Origin of the sequence: Caballeronia sp. BCC1704 (assembly GCF_902833455.1) — a bacterium.
Lineage (GTDB): Bacteria > Pseudomonadota > Gammaproteobacteria > Burkholderiales > Burkholderiaceae > Caballeronia.
Genome location: NZ_CADFFT010000004.1, coordinates 660,487 through 679,814, shown reverse-complemented (window position 1 = coordinate 679,814; position 19,328 = coordinate 660,487). Strand labels below are relative to the sequence as shown.

The 19,328-nt window shown below is 64.4% G+C and carries 19 protein-coding genes and 1 pseudogene; 9 read left to right on the top strand and 11 right to left on the bottom strand.

Going from position 1 to position 19,328, the window contains the following annotated elements:
- Window positions 1–215 precede the first annotated feature (215 nt).
- A complete protein-coding gene (locus tag HWX53_RS22890) occupies window positions 216–1,613 on the bottom strand; it encodes an MFS transporter (RefSeq protein WP_175945126.1) in 1,398 nt (465 codons plus the stop codon).
- Window positions 1,614–1,731: 118 nt separating this feature from the next.
- Between HWX53_RS22890 and HWX53_RS22885 the strand changes: the two genes are divergently transcribed.
- The 4 genes and pseudogenes from HWX53_RS22885 (at window position 1,732) to HWX53_RS22875 (ending at window position 4,918) form a co-directional block, all read left to right on the top strand.
- The gene (locus tag HWX53_RS22885; protein ID WP_175945125.1) at window positions 1,732–1,941 is read left to right on the top strand and encodes a DUF3820 family protein; all 210 of its coding nucleotides are present in this window, start codon (window positions 1,732–1,734) and stop codon (window positions 1,939–1,941) included.
- A gap of 550 nt (window positions 1,942–2,491) precedes the next feature.
- Window positions 2,492–3,745: a ribonucleotide-diphosphate reductase subunit beta gene (locus tag HWX53_RS22880; protein WP_175945123.1), complete on the top strand. Its 1,254-nt coding sequence runs from the start codon at window positions 2,492–2,494 to the stop codon at window positions 3,743–3,745.
- A gap of 105 nt (window positions 3,746–3,850) precedes the next feature.
- Window positions 3,851–4,176 (top strand): annotated as a pseudogene (locus HWX53_RS27780) (hypothetical protein).
- Between the two features lie 31 nt (window positions 4,177–4,207).
- Window positions 4,208–4,918, top strand: coding sequence for a histone H1-like DNA-binding protein (locus HWX53_RS22875; protein WP_175945121.1), 711 nt, complete (start codon window positions 4,208–4,210; stop codon window positions 4,916–4,918).
- Between the two features lie 249 nt (window positions 4,919–5,167).
- Here the strand turns inward: HWX53_RS22875 and HWX53_RS22870 are convergent, their stop codons facing one another.
- The 10 genes from HWX53_RS22870 to HWX53_RS22825 all read right to left on the bottom strand — a co-directional run bounded on the left by HWX53_RS22870 (window position 5,168) and on the right by HWX53_RS22825 (window position 13,313).
- Window positions 5,168–5,647 carry a hypothetical protein gene (locus tag HWX53_RS22870; RefSeq protein ID WP_175945119.1) on the bottom strand — a complete coding sequence of 160 codons (480 nt, stop codon included), beginning with the start codon at window positions 5,645–5,647 and terminating at the stop codon, window positions 5,168–5,170.
- Between the two features lie 25 nt (window positions 5,648–5,672).
- Window positions 5,673–6,611: a carbohydrate kinase family protein gene (locus HWX53_RS22865; protein ID WP_175945117.1), complete on the bottom strand. Its 939-nt coding sequence runs from the start codon at window positions 6,609–6,611 to the stop codon at window positions 5,673–5,675.
- Between the two features lie 130 nt (window positions 6,612–6,741).
- A complete protein-coding gene (tpx, locus tag HWX53_RS22860) occupies window positions 6,742–7,242 on the bottom strand; it encodes a thiol peroxidase (protein WP_175945115.1) in 501 nt (166 codons plus the stop codon).
- Window positions 7,243–7,344: 102 nt separating this feature from the next.
- Complete coding sequence (locus HWX53_RS22855; RefSeq protein WP_175945113.1) at window positions 7,345–8,658, bottom strand: zinc-ribbon and DUF3426 domain-containing protein; 1,314 nt, start codon at window positions 8,656–8,658, stop codon at window positions 7,345–7,347.
- A gap of 61 nt (window positions 8,659–8,719) precedes the next feature.
- A complete protein-coding gene (gene prmA / locus HWX53_RS22850) occupies window positions 8,720–9,622 on the bottom strand; it encodes a 50S ribosomal protein L11 methyltransferase (protein ID WP_175945111.1) in 903 nt (300 codons plus the stop codon).
- 23 nt (window positions 9,623–9,645) lie between these two features.
- Complete coding sequence (gene accC / locus HWX53_RS22845) at window positions 9,646–11,013, bottom strand: acetyl-CoA carboxylase biotin carboxylase subunit (RefSeq protein WP_175945109.1); 1,368 nt, start codon at window positions 11,011–11,013, stop codon at window positions 9,646–9,648.
- Between the two features lie 151 nt (window positions 11,014–11,164).
- A complete protein-coding gene (gene accB, locus HWX53_RS22840) occupies window positions 11,165–11,638 on the bottom strand; it encodes an acetyl-CoA carboxylase biotin carboxyl carrier protein (RefSeq protein ID WP_175945107.1) in 474 nt (157 codons plus the stop codon).
- Between the two features lie 98 nt (window positions 11,639–11,736).
- Window positions 11,737–11,892, bottom strand: coding sequence for a hypothetical protein (locus HWX53_RS22835; RefSeq protein ID WP_175945105.1), 156 nt, complete (start codon window positions 11,890–11,892; stop codon window positions 11,737–11,739).
- A gap of 195 nt (window positions 11,893–12,087) precedes the next feature.
- Entirely contained in the window at window positions 12,088–12,627 is a 540-nt protein-coding gene (locus tag HWX53_RS22830) for a TlpA disulfide reductase family protein (RefSeq protein ID WP_175945103.1), read from the bottom strand.
- A 29-nt stretch (window positions 12,628–12,656) separates the two neighbouring features.
- Window positions 12,657–13,313, bottom strand: a complete 657-nt coding sequence (locus tag HWX53_RS22825) for a UDP-N-acetylmuramate--alanine ligase (RefSeq protein ID WP_175945101.1) — start codon at window positions 13,311–13,313, stop codon at window positions 12,657–12,659.
- Between the two features lie 186 nt (window positions 13,314–13,499).
- On the opposite strand from HWX53_RS22825, the gene mpl reads away from it, so the two are divergent.
- From mpl to mtgA, 5 genes are read left to right on the top strand one after another with little or no spacing between them, the layout of a single operon-like run.
- A complete protein-coding gene (gene mpl, locus HWX53_RS22820) occupies window positions 13,500–14,915 on the top strand; it encodes a UDP-N-acetylmuramate:L-alanyl-gamma-D-glutamyl-meso-diaminopimelate ligase (RefSeq protein WP_175945099.1) in 1,416 nt (471 codons plus the stop codon).
- Window positions 14,912–15,511, top strand: coding sequence for a YqiA/YcfP family alpha/beta fold hydrolase (locus HWX53_RS22815; protein WP_175945097.1), 600 nt, complete (start codon window positions 14,912–14,914; stop codon window positions 15,509–15,511). The genes mpl and HWX53_RS22815 overlap by 4 nt, the downstream gene beginning before the upstream one ends.
- Before the next feature lie 59 nt (window positions 15,512–15,570).
- Window positions 15,571–17,622 (top strand): RNB domain-containing ribonuclease, encoded by a 2,052-nt coding sequence (locus tag HWX53_RS22810; protein WP_175945095.1) that lies wholly within the window; start codon window positions 15,571–15,573, stop codon window positions 17,620–17,622.
- The gene (aroE, locus tag HWX53_RS22805) at window positions 17,619–18,476 is read left to right on the top strand and encodes a shikimate dehydrogenase (RefSeq protein WP_175945093.1); all 858 of its coding nucleotides are present in this window, start codon (window positions 17,619–17,621) and stop codon (window positions 18,474–18,476) included. The genes HWX53_RS22810 and aroE overlap by 4 nt, the downstream gene beginning before the upstream one ends.
- Window positions 18,476–19,237, top strand: a complete 762-nt coding sequence (gene mtgA, locus HWX53_RS22800; protein WP_175945091.1) for a monofunctional biosynthetic peptidoglycan transglycosylase — start codon at window positions 18,476–18,478, stop codon at window positions 19,235–19,237. The genes aroE and mtgA overlap by 1 nt, the downstream gene beginning before the upstream one ends.
- Window positions 19,238–19,328: the final 91 nt, after the last annotated feature.

Here is a 19,328-nt window from a genome sequence, read left to right as displayed (position 1 = left end):
GGCGAACGCCGGTGCTGAGATGGTTTCTCGGTGCCGGCTTTTTTGTTTTCTGGCTTTGGATCTTCTTGGAACTTGTTTTCGCGTCGGTCTATTGGGCGTTGCCCTTGCCGGGCTGACGTAAGGTCGTAGGTCTGCCCCTTTGCTTCGTTGTCTCGCGCGACAAGAGCAACGACACGGGAACGGCAGCACGAAGGAAGCGCGAAGCAAAGGAACCCTTACCCCCGCGTCCCACGCGAAATCTCAACGCCCGCATCCCGCGACAACCGAGCCGTAACCGGCATGGAAAGAAACGAGAACAGCCCAACGACAACAAACGCAGGCCAAAAGTCCGACCACCGCACGGTCGCATGACCATTCACGTACTGCGTGAGTTCGAGCGTAATGCCCGCCACCGTGACGCCAAGCCCGAGCGACACCTGCTGCACGAAGCTGGCAAGACTCGTCGCCCGTCCGACATCGCGGGTTTCGATCTCCGCGTAGGCGAGCGAATTGAGGCTCGTGAACTGCAGCGCCGGAAAGAAGCCGCCGAGCAGCACCACAGCCCAGATCACCCAGGTCGGCGTGCCGGGAAAGAACGTGCCGCATGCCGCAATCGCCAAGCCCGACAACGCCGCGTTGAAGAGAAGCGTCTGCCGAAAGCCGAATCGATGCAGCACGCGGGACGCAAGCGAGCGCATGAACATGCCGCCGAACGCCGATGCGCAGGTGATCGCGCCGGACTTGAACGCCGTCATGCCAAGACCTTCCTGCAACGCGAGCGGCAAAAGGAACGGCACCGCGCCGAGCCCGATGCGAAAGAGCGAGCCGCCGAGGACGCTCGCCTGAAACGTCGGCACGCGAAAGAAGCGCAGGTCGAGCAGCGGTCGCGCGGCCCGGCGCGCGTAGAGACAGTACAGCGCGGCCATCAGCGCGCCGGCCGCGCACATCGCGAACGCAACGCTTTGCGGCACCAGCTCGCCGCCGACGAGCGAAAGGCCGAGCAGCAGCAAGACGCCGGCGCCCGCCGACAAAAAGAAGCCGAGCCAGTCGAGCCGGCCCGGATGTTCTTCGCGCGAGTCGGCGATGTAGCGATTGGTCAGGTAGATGCCCGCAATGCCAATCGGAATATTGATGAAGAAGATCAGCCGCCAGTGCAGATACGTCGTGATGAAGCCGCCGAGCAGCGGGCCGGCGGCCGGGCCGAGCATCGCGGGAACGGAGAGATAGTTCATCGCGCGAATGAACTCGGAGCGGCGCACCGAACGGAAGATGATGATGCGGCCGACCGGTACCATCATCGCGCCGCCCACGCCCTGTATGAAGCGCGCGACAGTGAAGGGCCCGAGCGACGTCGATGCCGCGCACAGGATCGAACCGGCAACGAACACGCCGATGGCCGCGCGAAAGACGGCGCGCGCGCCGAAGCGGTCGGCCACCCAGCCGCAGATCGGAATGAAGACGCCCAAGCCAAGCACGTAACTGGTGACGGCGACCTTGAGTGTGACGGGATCGCGTCCGAAGGCGCGCGCCATTTCGGGGATTGCAGTGACGATGACGTTGGCGTCGACGCTTTCCATGAACATCGCACACGCGACGATAAGAGGAGCGATGAAAGCTTTGACGGCGAGCGGCATCGGAGAATGCGATCAGTCATGGCGGCAAGAGCGGCGATTATGGCACCGATACCACGCGCATGCGATCGCACGCCGGACGCGATGTGATGCGATCAACATAACGAGGAGTGAAGACACGATGGACCCGCAAGACCTGCAGCGTCTCGTGACGCAGACCATGCCTTACGGCAAGTACAAGGACAGACTCATCGCCGACTTGCCCGGTCACTATCTCGCGTGGTTCGCGCGTGAGGGTTTTCCTCAAGGCAAGCTCGGTGCGTTGCTTGCGCTCATGCACGAGATCGATCACAACAATCTGCGCTCATTGCTGGACCCTTTGAGGCGTTGACTCCACGCCCTATAGGTAGTAGAGCGGCGCCGCAGCGAACACAATATATAGTGGTAAAGCGAGGCCGCGAATGCTAAACTTCGGCAACGAATTCGAAGCGCGCGAAGGCAACGAAGACACGTCGCTCGGCTGCTGGAGCGTCATCGGGCGAAGCCAGAACGAGCACGCGCTTTCATCTTCGCTTGCATCGCACCGCATTCGATCAACGGCACTCGCGTCGATCGCGTCGATCGCCTCGAACGATCATCGCGGGCTGTCGCCAAGCGTTCGCATGACAGCATCGACGCATCGACCGAATCACCGATCGAAGCATTGAAGCCACGCAGTCCAATCACACATCGCAACCCTTGAAGAGAGTCGATGAGGACCGCTTCACACACGTCTCTCTCTTGCTCGCATCACGCATGAAAGACCATGCGCAGAGCCAAGTGTTGTATGCAGGTAGCAACGCTGAATCCAAATCGCTAGAAAACGAGAATTTTCATGAGCAAGCTCTTTTATCGCTCATGAAAAGATGGTACAAACCGATCTAAATTGATGGTGAGAATTTATGCTCAACTGGGATGACGAGACCACTGCCGTAACTCCGTCGAGCGGTTCGCAACACAACACGTTGCGCAACGCTCAAGGCACGGCTTTCGGTACGCAGAGCGCAGCGCATGCTGCCCAATCGTTCGATCATCAAGCCGCCCATCAGACTGCTCAGGCGCAGAACATCTTCTCGGATGGCTTCGTGCCTCCCGCAGCCGCCACGCCTTCCGCTGGCGCCATCGCCGCGCAGAGCGAAGCGCGCGTCAACGTCGCCGACAAGCGCATCATCAACGGCAAGACCGACGTCAACCAGCTCGTGCCGTTCAAGTACAAGTGGGCGTGGGAGAAGTACCTCGCCGGTTGCGCGAATCACTGGATGCCGCAGGAAGTGAACATGTCGCGCGACATCGCCCTGTGGAAAGACCCGAACGGTCTGTCCGACGACGAGCGCCGCATCGTCAAGCGCAACCTCGGCTTCTTCGTCACGGCCGACTCGCTCGCCGCGAACAACATCGTGCTCGGCACGTATCGCCACATCACCGCTCCGGAGTGCCGCCAGTTCCTGCTGCGCCAGGCGTTCGAAGAGGCGATCCACACGCATGCGTATCAGTACATCGTCGAATCGCTCGGCCTCGACGAAAGCGAGATCTTCAACGCGTATCACGAGGTCAAGTCGATCCGTGACAAGGACGAGTTCCTGATCCCGTTCATCCAGACGTTGACCGACCCGGCCTTCACCACCGGCACGCTGGAAGCGGACCAGAAATTGCTCAAGTCGTTGATCGTGTTCGCCTGCATCATGGAAGGGCTGTTCTTCTATGTGGGCTTCACGCAGATTCTGGCGCTGGGTCGCCAGAACAAGATGACGGGCGCGGCGGAGCAGTATCAGTACATCCTCCGCGATGAATCGATGCACTGCAACTTCGGCATCGACCTCATCAACCAGATCAAGCTCGAAGAGCCGCAACTGTGGACCTCCGAATTCAAGGCGGAGATTCGCGAGCTCTTCAAGCAAGCTGTCGATCTTGAATATCGCTACGCTGAAGACACCATGCCGCGCGGGGTTCTCGGCCTGAACGCGTCGATGTTCAAGAGCTACTTGCGGTTCATCTGCAATCGGCGTTGCCAGCAGATCGGCCTGGACCCGCTCTACCCGAACGAGGAAAACCCGTTCCCGTGGATGAGCGAAATGATCGACTTGAAGAAGGAACGCAACTTCTTCGAGACACGCGTGATTGAGTATCAAACCGGCGGCGCGCTGACCTGGGAATAACAACAAGCCCAGGACGTGTTGCAGACGAAATCGATGGGACGGCTGGGCAGCAGCGTGCGTCATTGCGCGCGCCCCGCCGACAAGGTTTAGGAGAACGGTCGCCTGATGCAAAGTGCGCCTACTGACTTGACGGACCGAGTGGTTCGATTGAAAGACAGGCGTTTTGCGTTCCCTTCAATGGGATGGGCAAACTTCCCCCCGGAAAATGCCGGCGACAAGCTCGCTGGCTCGATCAAGCGATGGCCGGCGCCGTGTATGGGCGCTGACTCAATTTGGCGCGCGGTGCCTCGGGGCACGGCGCGCCTTGCCGTATTCATTAGCGTAAGCAGGTGGGATCAGCGTACGCCGATGAATAATCCGCTTCGTAGCGTGTGCCCTGAGAGCCTCCACGTGAAGAAGCGGGTTTTGACGAAGGGTGTTGTTTGAACTGACTCTCATCTGAAAACCTGAAGGAGAAAAACCATGGCAGTTGCCAAGAAGAAACCCGCCGCGAAAAAGGCTGCAGCAAAGAAAGCCCCCGCCAAGAAAGCCGCCGCTCCGGCGAAGAAGGTAGCCGCGAAGAAGGTTGCCGCCAAGAAGGTTGCAGCCAAGAAAGTCGCCGTGAAGAAGGTCGCGGCGAAGAAGGCTGCGCCGGCCAAGAAGGCAGCAGCAAAGAAGGTCGCAACGAAGAAGGTAGCAGCCAAGAAGGCGCCCGCGAAGAAAGCCGCAGCGAAGAAGGTCGCCACCAAGAAGGTAGCCACGAAGAAGGCCGCGGCCAAGAAGGCGCCTGCGAAGAAGGCCGCCGCGAAAAAGGCGCCGGCGAAGAAGGCCGCCGCCAAGAAGGCTCCCGCGAAGAAAGCGGCGGCGAAGAAGGCCGCTGCGAAGAAAGCGCCCGCGAAGAAGGCTGCCGCGAAGAAGGCTCCTGCGAAGAAGGCGTCGGCGTCGGCGAAGACGGCCGCTGCTCCCGCTGCGCCTGCTGCTTCCGCGCCTGCTCCCGCAGCGAAGAAAGCCGAGCCTGCCGCAAAGAAGGCGCCGGCCAAGAAGGCTGCTGCTGCAAAGAAGACGACGGCTGCGGCTCCCGCAACGACGGCTACCACGGTGTCGACGCCCGCTCCGGCGGCTCCGGCCACTGCGGTCAAGACGGCGTTGAACCCGGCGGCGGCATGGCCGTTCCCGACGGGCAGCCGTCCGTAAGTCGCGGCAACAGCAGTCCGAAGCACCGCGGCACACGTCGATGTGCCTTAAGACCGGGTAGGCCTACCCGGCCTCGACCCGTCGCCGGTCAAGTCCGGCGGCGGGTTGTTCGCTTCGGCGCCCGAAGTAACTGCGCGCCGTGCCGAGCCAAGCGTGAACGAAAAAAAGCGCACGCCTCTTTCGATGCATGCGCTTCTTTGAGCAACCGCAGGCTGACTGCGATTCCCCAGTCGAATACCTCCGACGAACTCAGTGCGTCACGCGCGTCACGCCGCCGCTCGAGAGCAGCCGTACGCGCTCGCCCGCCTGAAACACTTCGCCATTCGACGTCTGGGTGATGGCGCGCAGATCGCCGTTGTCCAGACGCACGGTGATTTCCAGGCCGTTCTTCGTCGAGACGCTGTTCTCGACCGCGTTGCCCGCGACCGCGCCCGCCAGACCACCGATGATGCCCGCGATGATCGACCCGTTGCCGCCGCCGATAGCGCTACCCGCCGCAACGCCGCCGAGCGCGCCGCCGCCGATGGCGCCGAGGCCGGTCGGCTGGCCGTTGTTCGAACTGATCTTCACGCCGCGCACGCTTTCGACGGTCGCCATGCGCACCGTTTCCTCGCGCTGCGCCTGCGACGCCGTGTAGACGTCGGGCGAACTGCTGTTGTAGGCGCAGCCCGTCAGCGCGACTGAGCCGATGAGCGATGCTGCCAGCACGATGCGACTTACCGTTTTCATTCCTTTACTCCCTTCATCCACTCGATCACGACAGGCTGCTTCCGAATGCCTGCTTGAAACGCTCTTCGATTTCGGCGCGCGTCGGCGCATAAGTTTGCGGGCCCTGATGCTCGATCTTCAACGCACCCATCAGACTCGCGAGACGCCCCGTCTTTTCCCAGCCAAGCTTGTTCTCGATGCCGTACAACAGGCCGCCGCGAAATGCGTCGCCGCAACCGGTTGGGTCCACCACTTGCCGCGCCTTCACGGCCGGCACGTCCATCACGCCATCTTCATGATAGATCTGCGCGCCGTGTTCGCCGCGCGTGACGACCAGCGCCTCGACCCGGCTCTTGATGTCTTCGATCGACCAGCCGGTCTTGTTGCTCAACAACTTGGCTTCGTAATCGTTGACCGTCACGTATGTGGCAAGTTCAATCATGCGACAAAGCTCTACACCTTCAAGAATGGGCAAACCCTGACCCGGATCGAAGATGAACGGCACGCCCGCCACCGCAAACTGCTTGGCGTGTTCGCGCATGCCATCCGCGCCGTCCGGCGCCACGATGCCGAGCGTAATGCCCTGCGCTTCGTCGGCGCGGTTCAGGTGCGATTCCATCATCGCGCCGGGGTGGAAGGCGGTGATCTGATTGTTCGCGAGGTCGGTCGTGATGAAGCATTGCGCCGAATGCTGGCCGGGCAGCACGCGCACGTATTCCTTCGACAATCCGAGCGCGTCGAGCCGGTCGATATAGAGCTGCGCGTCCGCTTCGCCGAGCGTCGCCATGATCTTCGCATCGCCGCCGAGCAGCTTCAGCGCATACGCGATGTTGCCCGCGCAGCCGCCGAAGTTGCGCCGCATCGTCGGCACCAGGAAGCTGATGTTCAGCATGTGCACCTGGTCCGGCAAGATGTGGTCGCCGAAGCGGCCCTGGAAGGTCATGATGTTGTCGTAGGCGAGCGAGCCGCAGATAAGCGTAGCCAAGGCGAACGTCCTTATTAGTTAGGCGCGAGGAAAGAGTAGCGCATACGGCGCGCGGCGGCGTTGGCATCGGCCGAACCGAAAGACCGCCGCGTCCCGTATGCGGACCGCCGCAGCGGTCCGTCGATGCACTTTACTTCAGTGCGGCGAGCGCCGAATCGTAGTTCGGCTCGTTCTTGATTTCCGGCACGAGTTCGGCGTGTACCACCTTGTCGTTTTCGTCCAGCACGACGACCGCGCGCGCGGTCAGCCCTTTGAGCGGACCGCTCGTCACGTCCACGCCGTACGACTGCGCGAACTCGTGGCCGCGGAACGTCGAGGCCGTCACCACGTTAGCCAGACCTTCCGTCGTGCAGAAACGCTTGGCCGCGAAGGGCAGGTCGCCGGAGACGACGAGCACCACGGTGTTGTCCAGCTTGCCGGCCGCTTCGTTGAACTTGCGCGTCGACGTGGCGCACGTGGGCGTGTCGAGGCTCGGCACGATGTTCAGCACCTTGCGCTTGCCCGCGAAGCTCGCGAGCGTGATATCGCCGAGATCCGCGCCGACGAGCGTGAACGCGGGCGCTTGCTGTCCTTCGCTCGGGAACGTGCCGCTGACTTCGATCGGGTTGCCGCCGAGGGTAACTTGACTCATGTTGCGCTCCAGAGGATGTGTCAGATGCTGACGGGAACTGTGCGACCGGCTCGTGCTGCCGGGTCGCGTCTTGAAAAGCCGGGCGCTCGCGCCACTATCCGGTTACGGATAGAAGACCTGCACCCGGTAATTCGCGGCGACGGCATCGCCCGTATCCAGCCGGACGACGACCGGTTGCGCGCTTTGCGGCGGAAGGCCGATGGCGAATATCGTACCCGGTCGCGCGTAATCCTGCGGCCACAGCACGCGGCGAATGGCGACGTCGCTCTTGTCGTCGAGCAGCGTGAGTTCGAGCGCCGGATAGGCAAGCGCCACATCCGAGCGGTTGCGCAGCATGAGCTTCAGTTCGAGCTTGTGCGGGCCGTCCACCTGACGCAAGCCGGAGCTCTCGATTTGCAAACCGGAGATGTAACGCGGCGGCGAAATCGCGCAGCCGATCTGGTCGCAGATACTGACGTAAAACGCATGCGTGCCGGGGACATTCACCATGATCGTTTCGCGTTGCCACCAGGCGAACTGGACCGCGAGCAGCAGCGCGAGCAACACTGCCGCGACGATACCGATCGCACGCAAGCCCTTGCGCGCAGACTTCGCCGGTGGCGTCGTCTCGATGCGCGGTTCCCGCGAGACCGGAAACGCTTCGTTGGCGCTCGGCGGGTGCGCGGTGCCGAGACCGGCCGGCCGCGCGCCGAAGCCGGGCTCGTCCTCGTCCCATGCGGAAGCCGGGGCCGGGCCCGGGGAAGGGGCAGCGGCGGGGCGCGCGCGCGGCGGTTCGGGCCGGTTTTGCGCCGGACCGATGAAAGGCTCCGCGCGGTCGTCGAGCGGATCGACAAAGCGCGAGGGCGGCGGCGCGGGTTCCGGGCGCCTCGGCGCTTCGCTTCTGGTGGGCGGCGCGGATGCGTCGTCGTTGAGCGGCGTGCCGGACACGGCCACCGGCTTCACGCGGCCGAGCGGCACCGGTTCGACGACAGGCTCGGCGTCGGGTTCGTTCGCGGCGTCCTTGCGCGGCACGTTGCGTTCGGGCGGCGGCATCGACGCGCCGGCGAATGCGGGTGCCTTTGCATGCACGGTCGGATCGTTGTCTTCTTTCGCCGGGGGCGGCGAGAAGGGCTTCGCGGCCGACTTGTTGCCGAGATCGAGCTGACGCGGCACTGCCAGCGTGGGCGGCACGCTCGTGGCTTCCTTCTTCGACGATGAGAACGTCGAAGGTCCGACCGCGACTTCGTCGTCGATCAGCGCGGCGTGCTGCGCCTCGTCGGCTTCGGCCGAATCGTCCGGCAACTCGAACCGATGGTGCGCGGCGTCGAAAACTTCCTGGCAATGGCCGCAACGCACCCGCCCGTCATGCGGCGCGAGCAGATGCGGATCGAGCTTGAAGACGGTTTCGCAGTGTGGGCAGCGGGTAGCCAGCGCCATAGGAAGTGCCAGTGGAAAGTGCCAGCGGCCTCACGGCCGAAACGGTGACGATGGCGCTATTCTAAAGGCTTTCGCGCCGCGTTCCGGCAAGGCACACCCAGCCTTCGTGCTCGCGCCAGACGCCGATGTCGATCCACTTCGCATAGACCGCCGCGACCTCGTCGGCCTGGCGCGCGAGGATGCCCGACAGCGCGATCCGCCCGCCCGGTTTCACCTTCGCGGCGAGCATCGAGGCCATGAGTTTCAGTGGATTCGAGAGGATATTGGCGACCACGATATCGAACTCGCCGGCGGGGCAGTCGTCGGGCAGGCCGTAGGTGACGTCCGCGTGATTGCGTTCGCTGTTCTGGCGCGCGGACTCGACCGCTTGCGGGTCGATGTCGATGCCATAGACCGGATTTGCGCCGCACTTCTTCGCGAGAATGGCGAGGATGCCGGAGCCGCAGCCGTAGTCGAGCAGCGACTGCCCCGGCTTCACCGATTGCTCCAGCCACTCCATGCACAAACGCGTGGTCGGGTGGCTACCCGTGCCGAACGCGAGGCCCGGATCGAGTTCGAGCACGAGGGCGTCGGGATCGGGCGCGTCGTGCCATGACGGCACGACCCAGATGCGCTCGCCGATGGCAATCGGATCGAACTGCGCCTGCGTCAGACGCACCCAGTCCTGCTCCTCGACTTCGCGCAGCGAGAACGCGGGCGTCGCTTCCAGGCCGATGTCGTTGGACGCGGCCGCGAGCAGCACGGCCGGGTCCGCGTCCTGGCCGAGCAGCGCGACCACGCGCGAACGCTTCCACGCGCTCCGCTCGGGCGTGAGCCCGGGCTCGCCGAAGAGCGGCTGCTCGTCGGGCGTGTCGGCGTCGGCGTCCTCGACGGACACCGAAAGCGCGCCCATGTCCAGCAGCGCATCCGACAGCGCCTCCGCGTGCTCGCGGTCCAGCTCGGCGATCAGTTCGCGGTAACTCATGCTCGTTTCTCTGCCAAGGCGCTTCAGGACTCTTCGGCTACCGCCGCCTGACGCGCGGCGAGCTTGTTTTCGAGGTAGTGGATGCTCGTGCCGCCTTCGACGAACTTGGCGTCGATCATCAGTTCGCGGTGCAGCGGAATGTTGGTCGAAATGCCTTCCACGACCATTTCCGAGAGCGCGATGCGCATGCGGTTGATCGCCTGCTCGCGCGTCGCGCCGTACGCGATCAGCTTGCCGATCATCGAATCGTAGTTCGGCGGGACGAAATAGCCGTTGTACGCGTGCGAATCGACGCGAATGCCCGGGCCGCCCGGCGCGTGCCACGACGTGATGCGTCCCGGCGACGGCGTGAACTTGAACGGATCTTCCGCGTTGATGCGGCATTCGATCGCGTGGCCGCGGAACTGGATGTCCTTCTGGCGCAGCGTGAGCTTCTCGCCAGCGGCAATGCGGATCTGTTCCTGCACGATATCGACGCCCGTGATCAGCTCCGTCACCGGATGCTCGACCTGCACGCGCGTGTTCATTTCGATGAAGTAGAACTCGTTGTTCTCGTACAGGAATTCGAACGTGCCCGCGCCGAGATAGCCCATCTTCTTGCACGCTTCGGCGCAACGGTCGCCGATGCGGTCGATCAGACGCCGCGCGATGCCCGGCGCCGGCGCTTCCTCGATCACCTTCTGGTGACGGCGCTGCATGGAGCAGTCGCGCTCGCCGAGCCACAGCGCGTTGCGGAACGAATCCGACAGCACCTGAATCTCGATATGCCGCGGGTTCTCCAGGAACTTCTCCATGTAGACCTGCGGATTGCCGAACGCACGGCCCGCTTCTTCGCGCGTCATGTTCACCGCGTTCACCAGCGCCGCTTCGGTATGGACCACGCGCATGCCGCGACCACCGCCGCCGCCCGCCGCCTTGATGATGACGGGATAGCCGACCGCGCGCGCAATTTTCACGATCTCTTTCGGATCTTCCGGCAACGCGCCTTCCGAACCCGGCACGCACGGCACGCCGGTCTTGATCATGGTCTGCTTGGCGGTGACCTTGTCGCCCATCAGGCGAATGGTTTCCGGACGCGGGCCGATGAACGTGAAGCCCGATTGCTCGACGCGCTCGGCGAAATCCGCGTTCTCGGAAAGAAAGCCGTAGCCGGGATGGATGGCTTCGGCGTCGGTGACTTCGGCCGCGCTGATGAGCGCGGGCATGTTCAGATACGACAGGTTCGACGGCGCCGGTCCGATGCAGACGGCTTCGTCGGCGAGCTTCACGTACTTCGCTTCCTTGTCGGCCTCTGAATAGACGACGACTGTCTTGACGCCCAGTTCGCGGCACGCGCGCTGGATGCGAAGCGCGATTTCGCCGCGGTTCGCAATGAGGATTTTTTCAAACATGGCAGTGGGTCGGCTCATCAACGGGCACGCGCGAGCGGCCCTCGGGATTCGAATCGGCGGCGCGCGCAACCGGATGCTTGCGGATGGCGCGCGCCGGCGCGGTGAAGCCGGGCAGACCGGAGCGAGGCGTCCGGCGCACGGCCCGACGCGCTTAGTCGCCGATCACGAAGAGCGGCTGGCCGTACTCGACCGCCTGACCGTTCTCGACAAGAATTTCCTTCACGACGCCGGACTTGTCCGATTCGATTTCGTTCAGAAGCTTCATGGCTTCGATGATGCACAGCGTCTGGCCTTCCTTGACCGTATCGCCGACCTGCACGAAAGGATCGGCGCCCGGCGACGGCGCGCGGTAGAACGAGCCGACCATCGGCGACGTCACGACGTGGCCCTGCGGCGCGGCGGCGCTCGCGGCGGCGCCAGCGCTCGCGCCGGCATCGCCCGATGCGGATGCGCTCGGCGCGGCTTGCGCCTGCACTTGCGGCGCGTACTGCTGCGGCGCCTGCATATAGACGGGCGCCGCGTTCTTGACGATGCGAACCTTGCCTTCGCCCTCCGTCACTTCCAGCTCCGAGATGCCGGATTCCGAGACGAGGTCGATCAGCGTTTTCAGTTTACGAAGGTCCATCGAAAAATCCCCTTTCAATACTTGGAGACCGGGACTGCCCGGTGCTTGACTTGATTTGTGGGTGTGTTCTGTGCGTCAGCCGCGTGCCGGCGCGGCTATCATCCGGTGCGCGCGGGCGTGCGGCACGGCGCGCCCGCGGCGAAACTGGCGGCGAAGCGATCTGTCATTTCGGGCGCGGTGGCTCGGCCGGCGCCGCTTTCGCGGGCGGCGGAACGGGCGGCTGCGTGGCCTTGCTGCACCGGCGGAATAGTCATGGTCGCTTCGGGTTGTGCGGAATTCGGCGCACTTTAGCGCCGTTTAGAGAATTTTGTCTAGTTTTACAGCGCGACAGACCGTGCTCGTTCGCGCGTGCGACCCGACATTATCGCAGCCAAACGGAGAAGTTACAGCAAACATCCGGCAACTTGCTGCTTAATCCCGCGAACGTCAGCCGAAGTCGCAGCGAATTTTTACAGCGCGTCGAGGGTGTGACGCAGTTCGGCTTCGTTGACTTCGCCCAGCTTGGTCGAGTGGACCACGCCCTTGCTGTCGATGACGACGGTGAACGGCAGGCCGCCCGCGTTGTTGCCGAAGCTACGCGCAAGGTCCGCGCCACCAAAGCCGGTAACGTAGACGGGATAGTCGACCGGGACTTTCTTTAGGAAATCGTTGACGTTCTTCTCGCTGTCGACGCCGAGCCCGATGAACGTGATGCCCTTCTTTTGATATTCGCGCTGTAAGGCCGAAAGCGTCGGCATTTCCTTGACGCACGGTCCGCACCACGACGCCCAGAAATTCACGACGACCGGCTTGCCCTTGTACGCCGCGAGCGGTTGCGACGTGCCGGACGCGGCGGGCGGCGTGATCTTCCACAATTGATCGACGGCGTTACCGCTAGGCTGCGTCGCGGCTTCGGTGTCGTTGCCGGTGAACAGATGGCCTGCGTAGAAGCCGCCGACCGTCGCGGCGATGGCGACCGCCAGGGCCGCGAAGATACGTGTGCTGTTCATGGAGCTGAGATTGGAAGCGTCTCGCCGTTTCACTCGCCGATGTAAAGCGGCGGGCGATCCGGATCGTCGGATTGATCGAGCAGCGCGCGCACGGCGGCGGCGTTCGCGCGGGCGAGCCGGCCGCGTCCGTCGGCGCGCACCGCGCCGCGCAGATCCACGGTGGTATAGAGCGCGATGTGGACCCCGATCGGCTCCTCGCCGCGCAAGCGATGCAGAAAGCTCAATGTCTCCACATAACCGCGCCCCGCGAAGTGCCGCGTCTCCGAGACGTCGTATTGAATATTGGCGTTGAGCAGGTAGATCGCGACTTCCTTCGGGTTGTCGCAGAAGCATTGCAGATGGATGTCCGAATGCTCGCCCGCCGTGCCGTTGAGCACCGCGCCGGTCAGATACGGATCGTAGGGCTTCAGGCGCTCCATCCATTCGAGCGCGGTTTCGCGCATGCGGCGCAGCACGGCGGGCTGGCTGTCGCTCTGGAAAATCGCCTGATATTCGCGGATTTCCTCTTCGATCTGATCGTTGTCGGGCAAAAACTCGCCGCCGATCTTGCTTTCGCCCACCACGAGCCGCGCCGCCTTGCGCTTGGCGGTGGAGTAGTCGAGACCGTCTTCGGCGATCATTCTCGCGGCCGCGATCGCGATTTCCTCGCGCACGCGCTGCGGATCGATATGTGATTTGCGAACCATGGGGGCATCATACTAGATAACGTCTGGGCGTCCGGCGGGGGCGGCGGCCGTGGCAGCCCTGGCCTCAGGCCGGCGGGCGCGCTCGGTTACAATATGCGCCTCCGGGCGCACTCCCGCACGGCTTTTATCCGTGGTGCGCCGTTCCAGTTTTCCGCACTCCATCGCCCGCGCGGCGCGACACGCTTTATGCACATCCACATCATCGGCATCTGCGGCACCTTCATGGGCGGTCTCGCCGTCCTGGCGCGCGAGGCCGGACACAAGGTCACCGGCTGCGACGCCGGCGTCTATCCGCCGATGAGCACCCAGCTCGAAGCACAAGGCATCGAACTGATCGAAGGCTTCGGGGCCGAGCAGATCGAGCTCGCGCCTGACCTCTTCGTCGTCGGCAATGTGGTGTCGCGCGGCAATCCGCTGATGGAAGCCATTCTCGATCGCGGCCTGCCGTACACGTCAGGCCCGCAATGGCTCGGCGAGCATGTGCTTGCGGGGAAATGGGTGCTGGCGGTCGCGGGCACGCACGGCAAGACCACGACAAGCTCCATGCTCGCGTGGCTGCTCGAAGACGCCGGCATGAATCCGGGCTTTCTGATCGGCGGCGTGCCGCTCAACTTCGGCATTTCCGCGCGTTTGACGGATTCGAGCTTCTTCGTGATCGAAGCCGACGAGTACGACACCGCCTTCTTCGACAAGCGTTCGAAGTTCGTCCACTACCGCCCGCGCACGGCGGTGCTCAACAATCTCGAATTCGATCACGCCGATATCTTCCCCGATCTCGCGGCTATCGAAACGCAATTTCATCACCTCGTTCGAACGGTGCCGGGCGTGGGCCGCATCGTCACGAACGGACGCGAGGCGGCGCTCGAGCGCGTGCTGACGCGCGGCTGCTGGTCGGACGTCGAGCGTTTCGGCGTGGACGGCGGCTGGCAAGCGCTGCCCGCCGAGGACGGCGCGACCGTCGACGAACAGTTCGCTGTCTACTGGCAAGGCGAGCGGCAGGGCGTGGTCGACTGGCAAGTGCAGGGCGAGCACAATCGCATGAACGCGCTGGCGGCCATCGCGGCGGCGCGCTCGGTTGGCGTGCCGGCGGCGCAGGCGGCGAAGTCTCTGGCGAGCTTTCGGAACGTGAAGCGGCGCATGGAAGTGAAGGGCAGCGTCGACGGCGTGACTGTCTACGACGACTTCGCGCACCATCCGACCGCCATCGAAACGACGGTGGCGGGATTGCGCACGCGCATCGGCGATTCGGGTCACGCGCGCATTCTCGCCGTGCTCGAACCGCGCTCGAACACCATGAAGCTCGGCACGATGAAGGCGCAATTGCCCGCGAGCCTCGCCGGCGCGGACCTCGTCTTCGGCTATGGCGCGCGCGAAGGCCGCGACAAGCTCGGCTGGAATCTGGCCGAAGCGCTATCCCCGCTCGGCGACAAGGCGCACGCCTTCGACGAAATCGACCCGCTCGTGAAGGCGGTTACCGCCGCCGCGCGCCCCGGCGATCACGTGCTCGTGATGAGCAACGGCGGTTTCGGCGGCGTGCATCAGAAACTGCTCGACGCGCTTTCCGCGCGTCCCTCCGGCACCACGACACGAGGCCCCGCGTGATCCTCTACCTGCACGGCTTTCGCTCGTCTCCCCAATCGTTCAAGGCGCGCGCCATGCGTGCGCGGCTCGCGGAACTTGGCCGGTTGAGCGAATGGCAGTGCCCGGTGTTGCCCGTATCTCCGTGCGACGCCATCGCGCTGGCGGAAACCATCGCGAGCACGGCGGCGTCGGACGATGTCACCGTCGTCGGCAGTTCGCTCGGCGGCTATTACGCGACCTATCTCGCGGAAAAGCACGGCTGGCGCGCGGTGCTGCTTAATCCCGCCGTGGTGCCGCAATCGGACCTGAGCGCGTACCTGGGCGAACAGCCGTTGTGGCACGGCGGCGGCAGCATCACCGTGTTGCCGCGCCATCTGGACGAACTGCGCGCGCTCGCCGTCGATGCCATCACGCGGCCCGAGCGCTACTTTCTGGTTGCCGCAACCGGCGACGAAGTGATCGACTACCGCACGATGCTCGCGCGCTATCCCGGCGTGCGCACCACGTTGATTCAGGGCAGCAACCACGCAATTAGCGATTTCGCGGACTATCTCGGCGACGTGCTCGCGTTCTGCGATCAGTCGCCGCGCGCGGCCGTCGCGCCCGCGGCGGCATGACGCCTCATTCATCCACCGGCGCATGCCGCGTCCGGTCCACCGTCTTACGAGAGTATTGAGTGAACGTTTTCTTCGAGGAATCGGGTAGTTTCAAGGCCGGCTCGGTCTTGTCGAAACAAGGCGACGCGTTCCAGGTCGAGTTGCCGGGCGGACGCCGCGCAAAGGTGCGCGCGAAAGACGTGCTGATCGAATTCGAGAAGCCCGCCGCCGCCGATCTGATGCAGGAAGCCGACGCCATCGCGCAGGACATCGACCTCGATTTCCTGTGGGAATGCGCGCCCGAGGAAGAGTTTCCGTTCACCGCGCTCGGCGCGGACTACTTCGGCGACAAGTTCGGTCCGAGCGAGCGTGCCGCGCTGGTGCTGCGCATGCACGGCGCGCCGGTGTACTTCCGTCGCAAGGGGCGCGGGCAGTATCAGCGCGCGCCGCAGGAGCAGTTGCAAATGGCGCTCGCGTCGCTGGAGCGCAAGCGCCAGCAGGCGCTCGTGCAGGCGGGCTACGAGGAAGAACTGAAGGCGGGCAAGCTGCCCGAGGCGCTGAAGGACAAGGCCATCGGCCTTCTGACGAAGCCGGACAAGAATTCCATCGAATACAAGGCGCTCGAGGCGGCGGCGGCCGCGCGCGGCATTTCGCAGGCGCGGCTCATGCTCGAATGCGGCGGCATTGCGTCCGCGCGCCAGTTGCACGAAGCGCGTTTCCTCGCCGAGTACTTCCCGCACGGCGTCGGCTTTCCCTCCGTGCAGCCCGCGCCGCTGCCCGAAGATCTGCCCGAAGCGGAGGTCGAAGCGTTCTCCATCGACGACGTGACGACCACCGAAATCGACGATGCGTTCTCCGTGCAGCATCTGGCGGACGGGCGCGTGCGCGTCGGCGTGCATATCGCGGCGCCGGCGCTCGGCATCGCGCGGGGCGACACCATCGATTCGATCGCGCGCAGCCGTCTTTCGACGGTCTACATGCCCGGCGACAAGATCACGATGCTGCCCGACAACGTCGTCGACGTGTTCACGCTCGGCGAGGGCGGACTGCGGCCGGCGCTGTCGCTCTACATCATCGTGAATCGCGAGACGCAGGACATCGTCGCGAGCGAAACGCGCGCCGAGCGCGTGTTCATCAAGTCGAATCTGCGCCACAACCATCTCGACGAGCACGTGACCGAGGAAAGCCTCGCCGCCGGCACGGGCGATTATCCGCACAAGGAAGACATCGCCGTGCTGTGGCCGCTCGCACAGGCGCTCTTCGAAAAGCGCCAGCAAGCCCGCGCGACGTACGGCCTCAAGCGCGAAGTGCAGCGCAACAACGACTTCAACTTCTACGTCGAAGGCGAGCACATCACCATCACGCCGCGCCGCCGCGGATCGCCGCTCGACCTGATCGTGGCGGAACTCGCGATTCTCGCAAATTCGTCGTGGGGCGCGTTCCTCAACGATCACGGCGTGCCGGGCATCTACCGCTCGCAGCGCGGCTTCGGCGGTCCCGGCCCCAAGCGCACGCGCATGCAGACGACGCCCGCGCCGCACGAGGGCCTGGGCGTCGCGCAATATGCGTGGAGCACGTCGCCGCTGCGCCGTTACGTCGATCTGGTCAATCAGTGGCAACTGCTCGCGTGCGTGCAGCACGGCGTGACCGCGAAGCTGGCCGCGCCTTTCAAGCCGAAGGACGCGGACCTGTTCGCCGTTGTGCAGGGCTTCGACGATACGTACACCGCTTATGCTGATCATCAGCGCCGCATGGAGTATTTCTGGTGTCTGCGCTGGCTGAAGCAGGAGAACAAGCGGCAGGTTCCGGCGTCGGTGGTGAAGGACGATCTCGTGCGCTTCGAGGAGATCCCGCTGATCCTGCACGTGCCCGGTTTGGGCGTGCATGCGCGCGGCACGCGGGTGATGCTGGAAGTGGTGTCCATCGATGAACTGACCGTCGAGGCGTCGTGCCGTCTGCTGCACGTGATCGACGCGCCGTCCGCCGCCGCGCCCGTCGAAGAGGAAGAAAGCGAAGAAGAAATCATCGAAGCCGACGATTTGAGCGCCGAGAGCGAAGCCGAAGCGCAGGCGGAGGCATCGGTGGATGAATCGGCGGAAGCATCGCCGCAGCCACAGGAGCCGAACGCATGAACGCGCCGCAGCCGCGCGACCGGTACGCGGTGATCGGCAATCCGGTCGAGCACAGCAAGTCGCCGTGGATTCACGCGCGCTTTGCCGAACAGACCGGCGAAGCGGTCGAATACGGGCGCATTCTCGGACCGCTCGGCGGCTTCGAGCAGGCAGTCGAAGCGTTCATCGCGTCGGGCGGACGGGGCATGAACGTGACGGTGCCGTTCAAGCTCGACGCCCACGCGTTCGCCGACTCGCTGTCGCCGCGCGCGGCGGCAGCCGGCGCAGTCAACACGCTGTCGTTCACCGAAGACGGCGTGCGCGGCGACAACACCGACGGCGTCGGCCTCGTGCGCGACATCGAAGCGAATCTCGGCGTGAGTCTGGAAGGCGCGCGCGTGCTGCTGCTCGGCGCGGGCGGCGCGGCGCGCGGCGTCGTCTTGCCGATTTTCGACCGGCGGCCGGCTTCGCTCGTCATCGTCAATCGCACGGCGGCGAAGGCGCAGCAACTCGTCGGTCAGTTCGCGCAGGCCGCGCAGGAGGCGAACGTGCGCCTGTCGGGCGGCGGCGCCCACAGCATCGAAAAGACGCGCTACGACGTGATCGTCAACGCGACGGCCGGCAGCCTCGACGCCGCGCTGCCCGAATGCGACGACGCGGCTTTCGGCGCGGGCACGCTCGCCTACGACATGATGTACGGCCCGAAGCCGACGGTCTTCATGCAGCACGCGGAGCGGCTCGGCGCGCGCGCGGCCGACGGCCTCGGCATGCTGGTCGAACAGGCCGCCGAATCGTTCTTCATCTGGCGCGGCGTGCGCCCGGACGGCGGCGCCGTGCTGCGCGAACTGCGCCAAACGCTGACGGCAAAAGCCTGATGACCACCGCGCCCGGCCACAGCCGCACGTCGCCGAGCGACCGGCCCACGCGCCGCGCGGTGCGGCTCGGTCCCGCGCGATGGATCGCGTACGGCGTATCCGTCTTCTTCATCGCGATTCTCGCGACGCAGCTCTACTTCTTCCTTCAGATCGGCGTGTGGACGGCGATCAATCCCGGTTCGACCGCCTTCATGCGCGCCGACGCGTGGACGCTCGCGAAGACGCATCCCGGCATCGCGCTGCAACGCACGTGGGTGCCGTACGACCAGATCTCGCGCAATTTGAAGCGCGCGATCATCGCGTCCGAAGATGCGAACTTCGTCAATAACAACGGCTACGAAACCGACGCCATCTTGCAGGCGTGGGAGAAGAACAAGTCGCGCGGAAAGATCGTCGCGGGCGGCTCGACCATCTCCCAGCAACTCGCCCGCAATCTGTTTCTGTCGCGCGAGAAGAGCTATATCCGCAAGGCGCAGGAGCTGGTGATTACGTGGATGCTCGAGTTCTGGTGGACCAAGGAACGCATCTTCGAGGTCTATCTGAATTCGGTCGAATGGGGCAACGGCGTCTACGGCGCGGAAGCGGCGGCGCGCTATTACTACAAGACGTCGGCGGCCAAGTTGACGGCGGGACAGAGCGCGCGCCTCGCCGTGATGCTGCCGCGTCCGAAGTACTTCGACGACCATCGCAATTCGGCGTATCTGACGATGCGGGCGCGCGTCATCGCCCGGCGAATGGGCGCCGCCGAACTGCCGGAATAGAATTTAGCTCGCGTCGCTAAACTCGATAAAGCCCTGATCCGTCAGGGCTTTTTTGTTCGCGTGTCGCTTTCAGTTGTCAGCTAGACTCCCA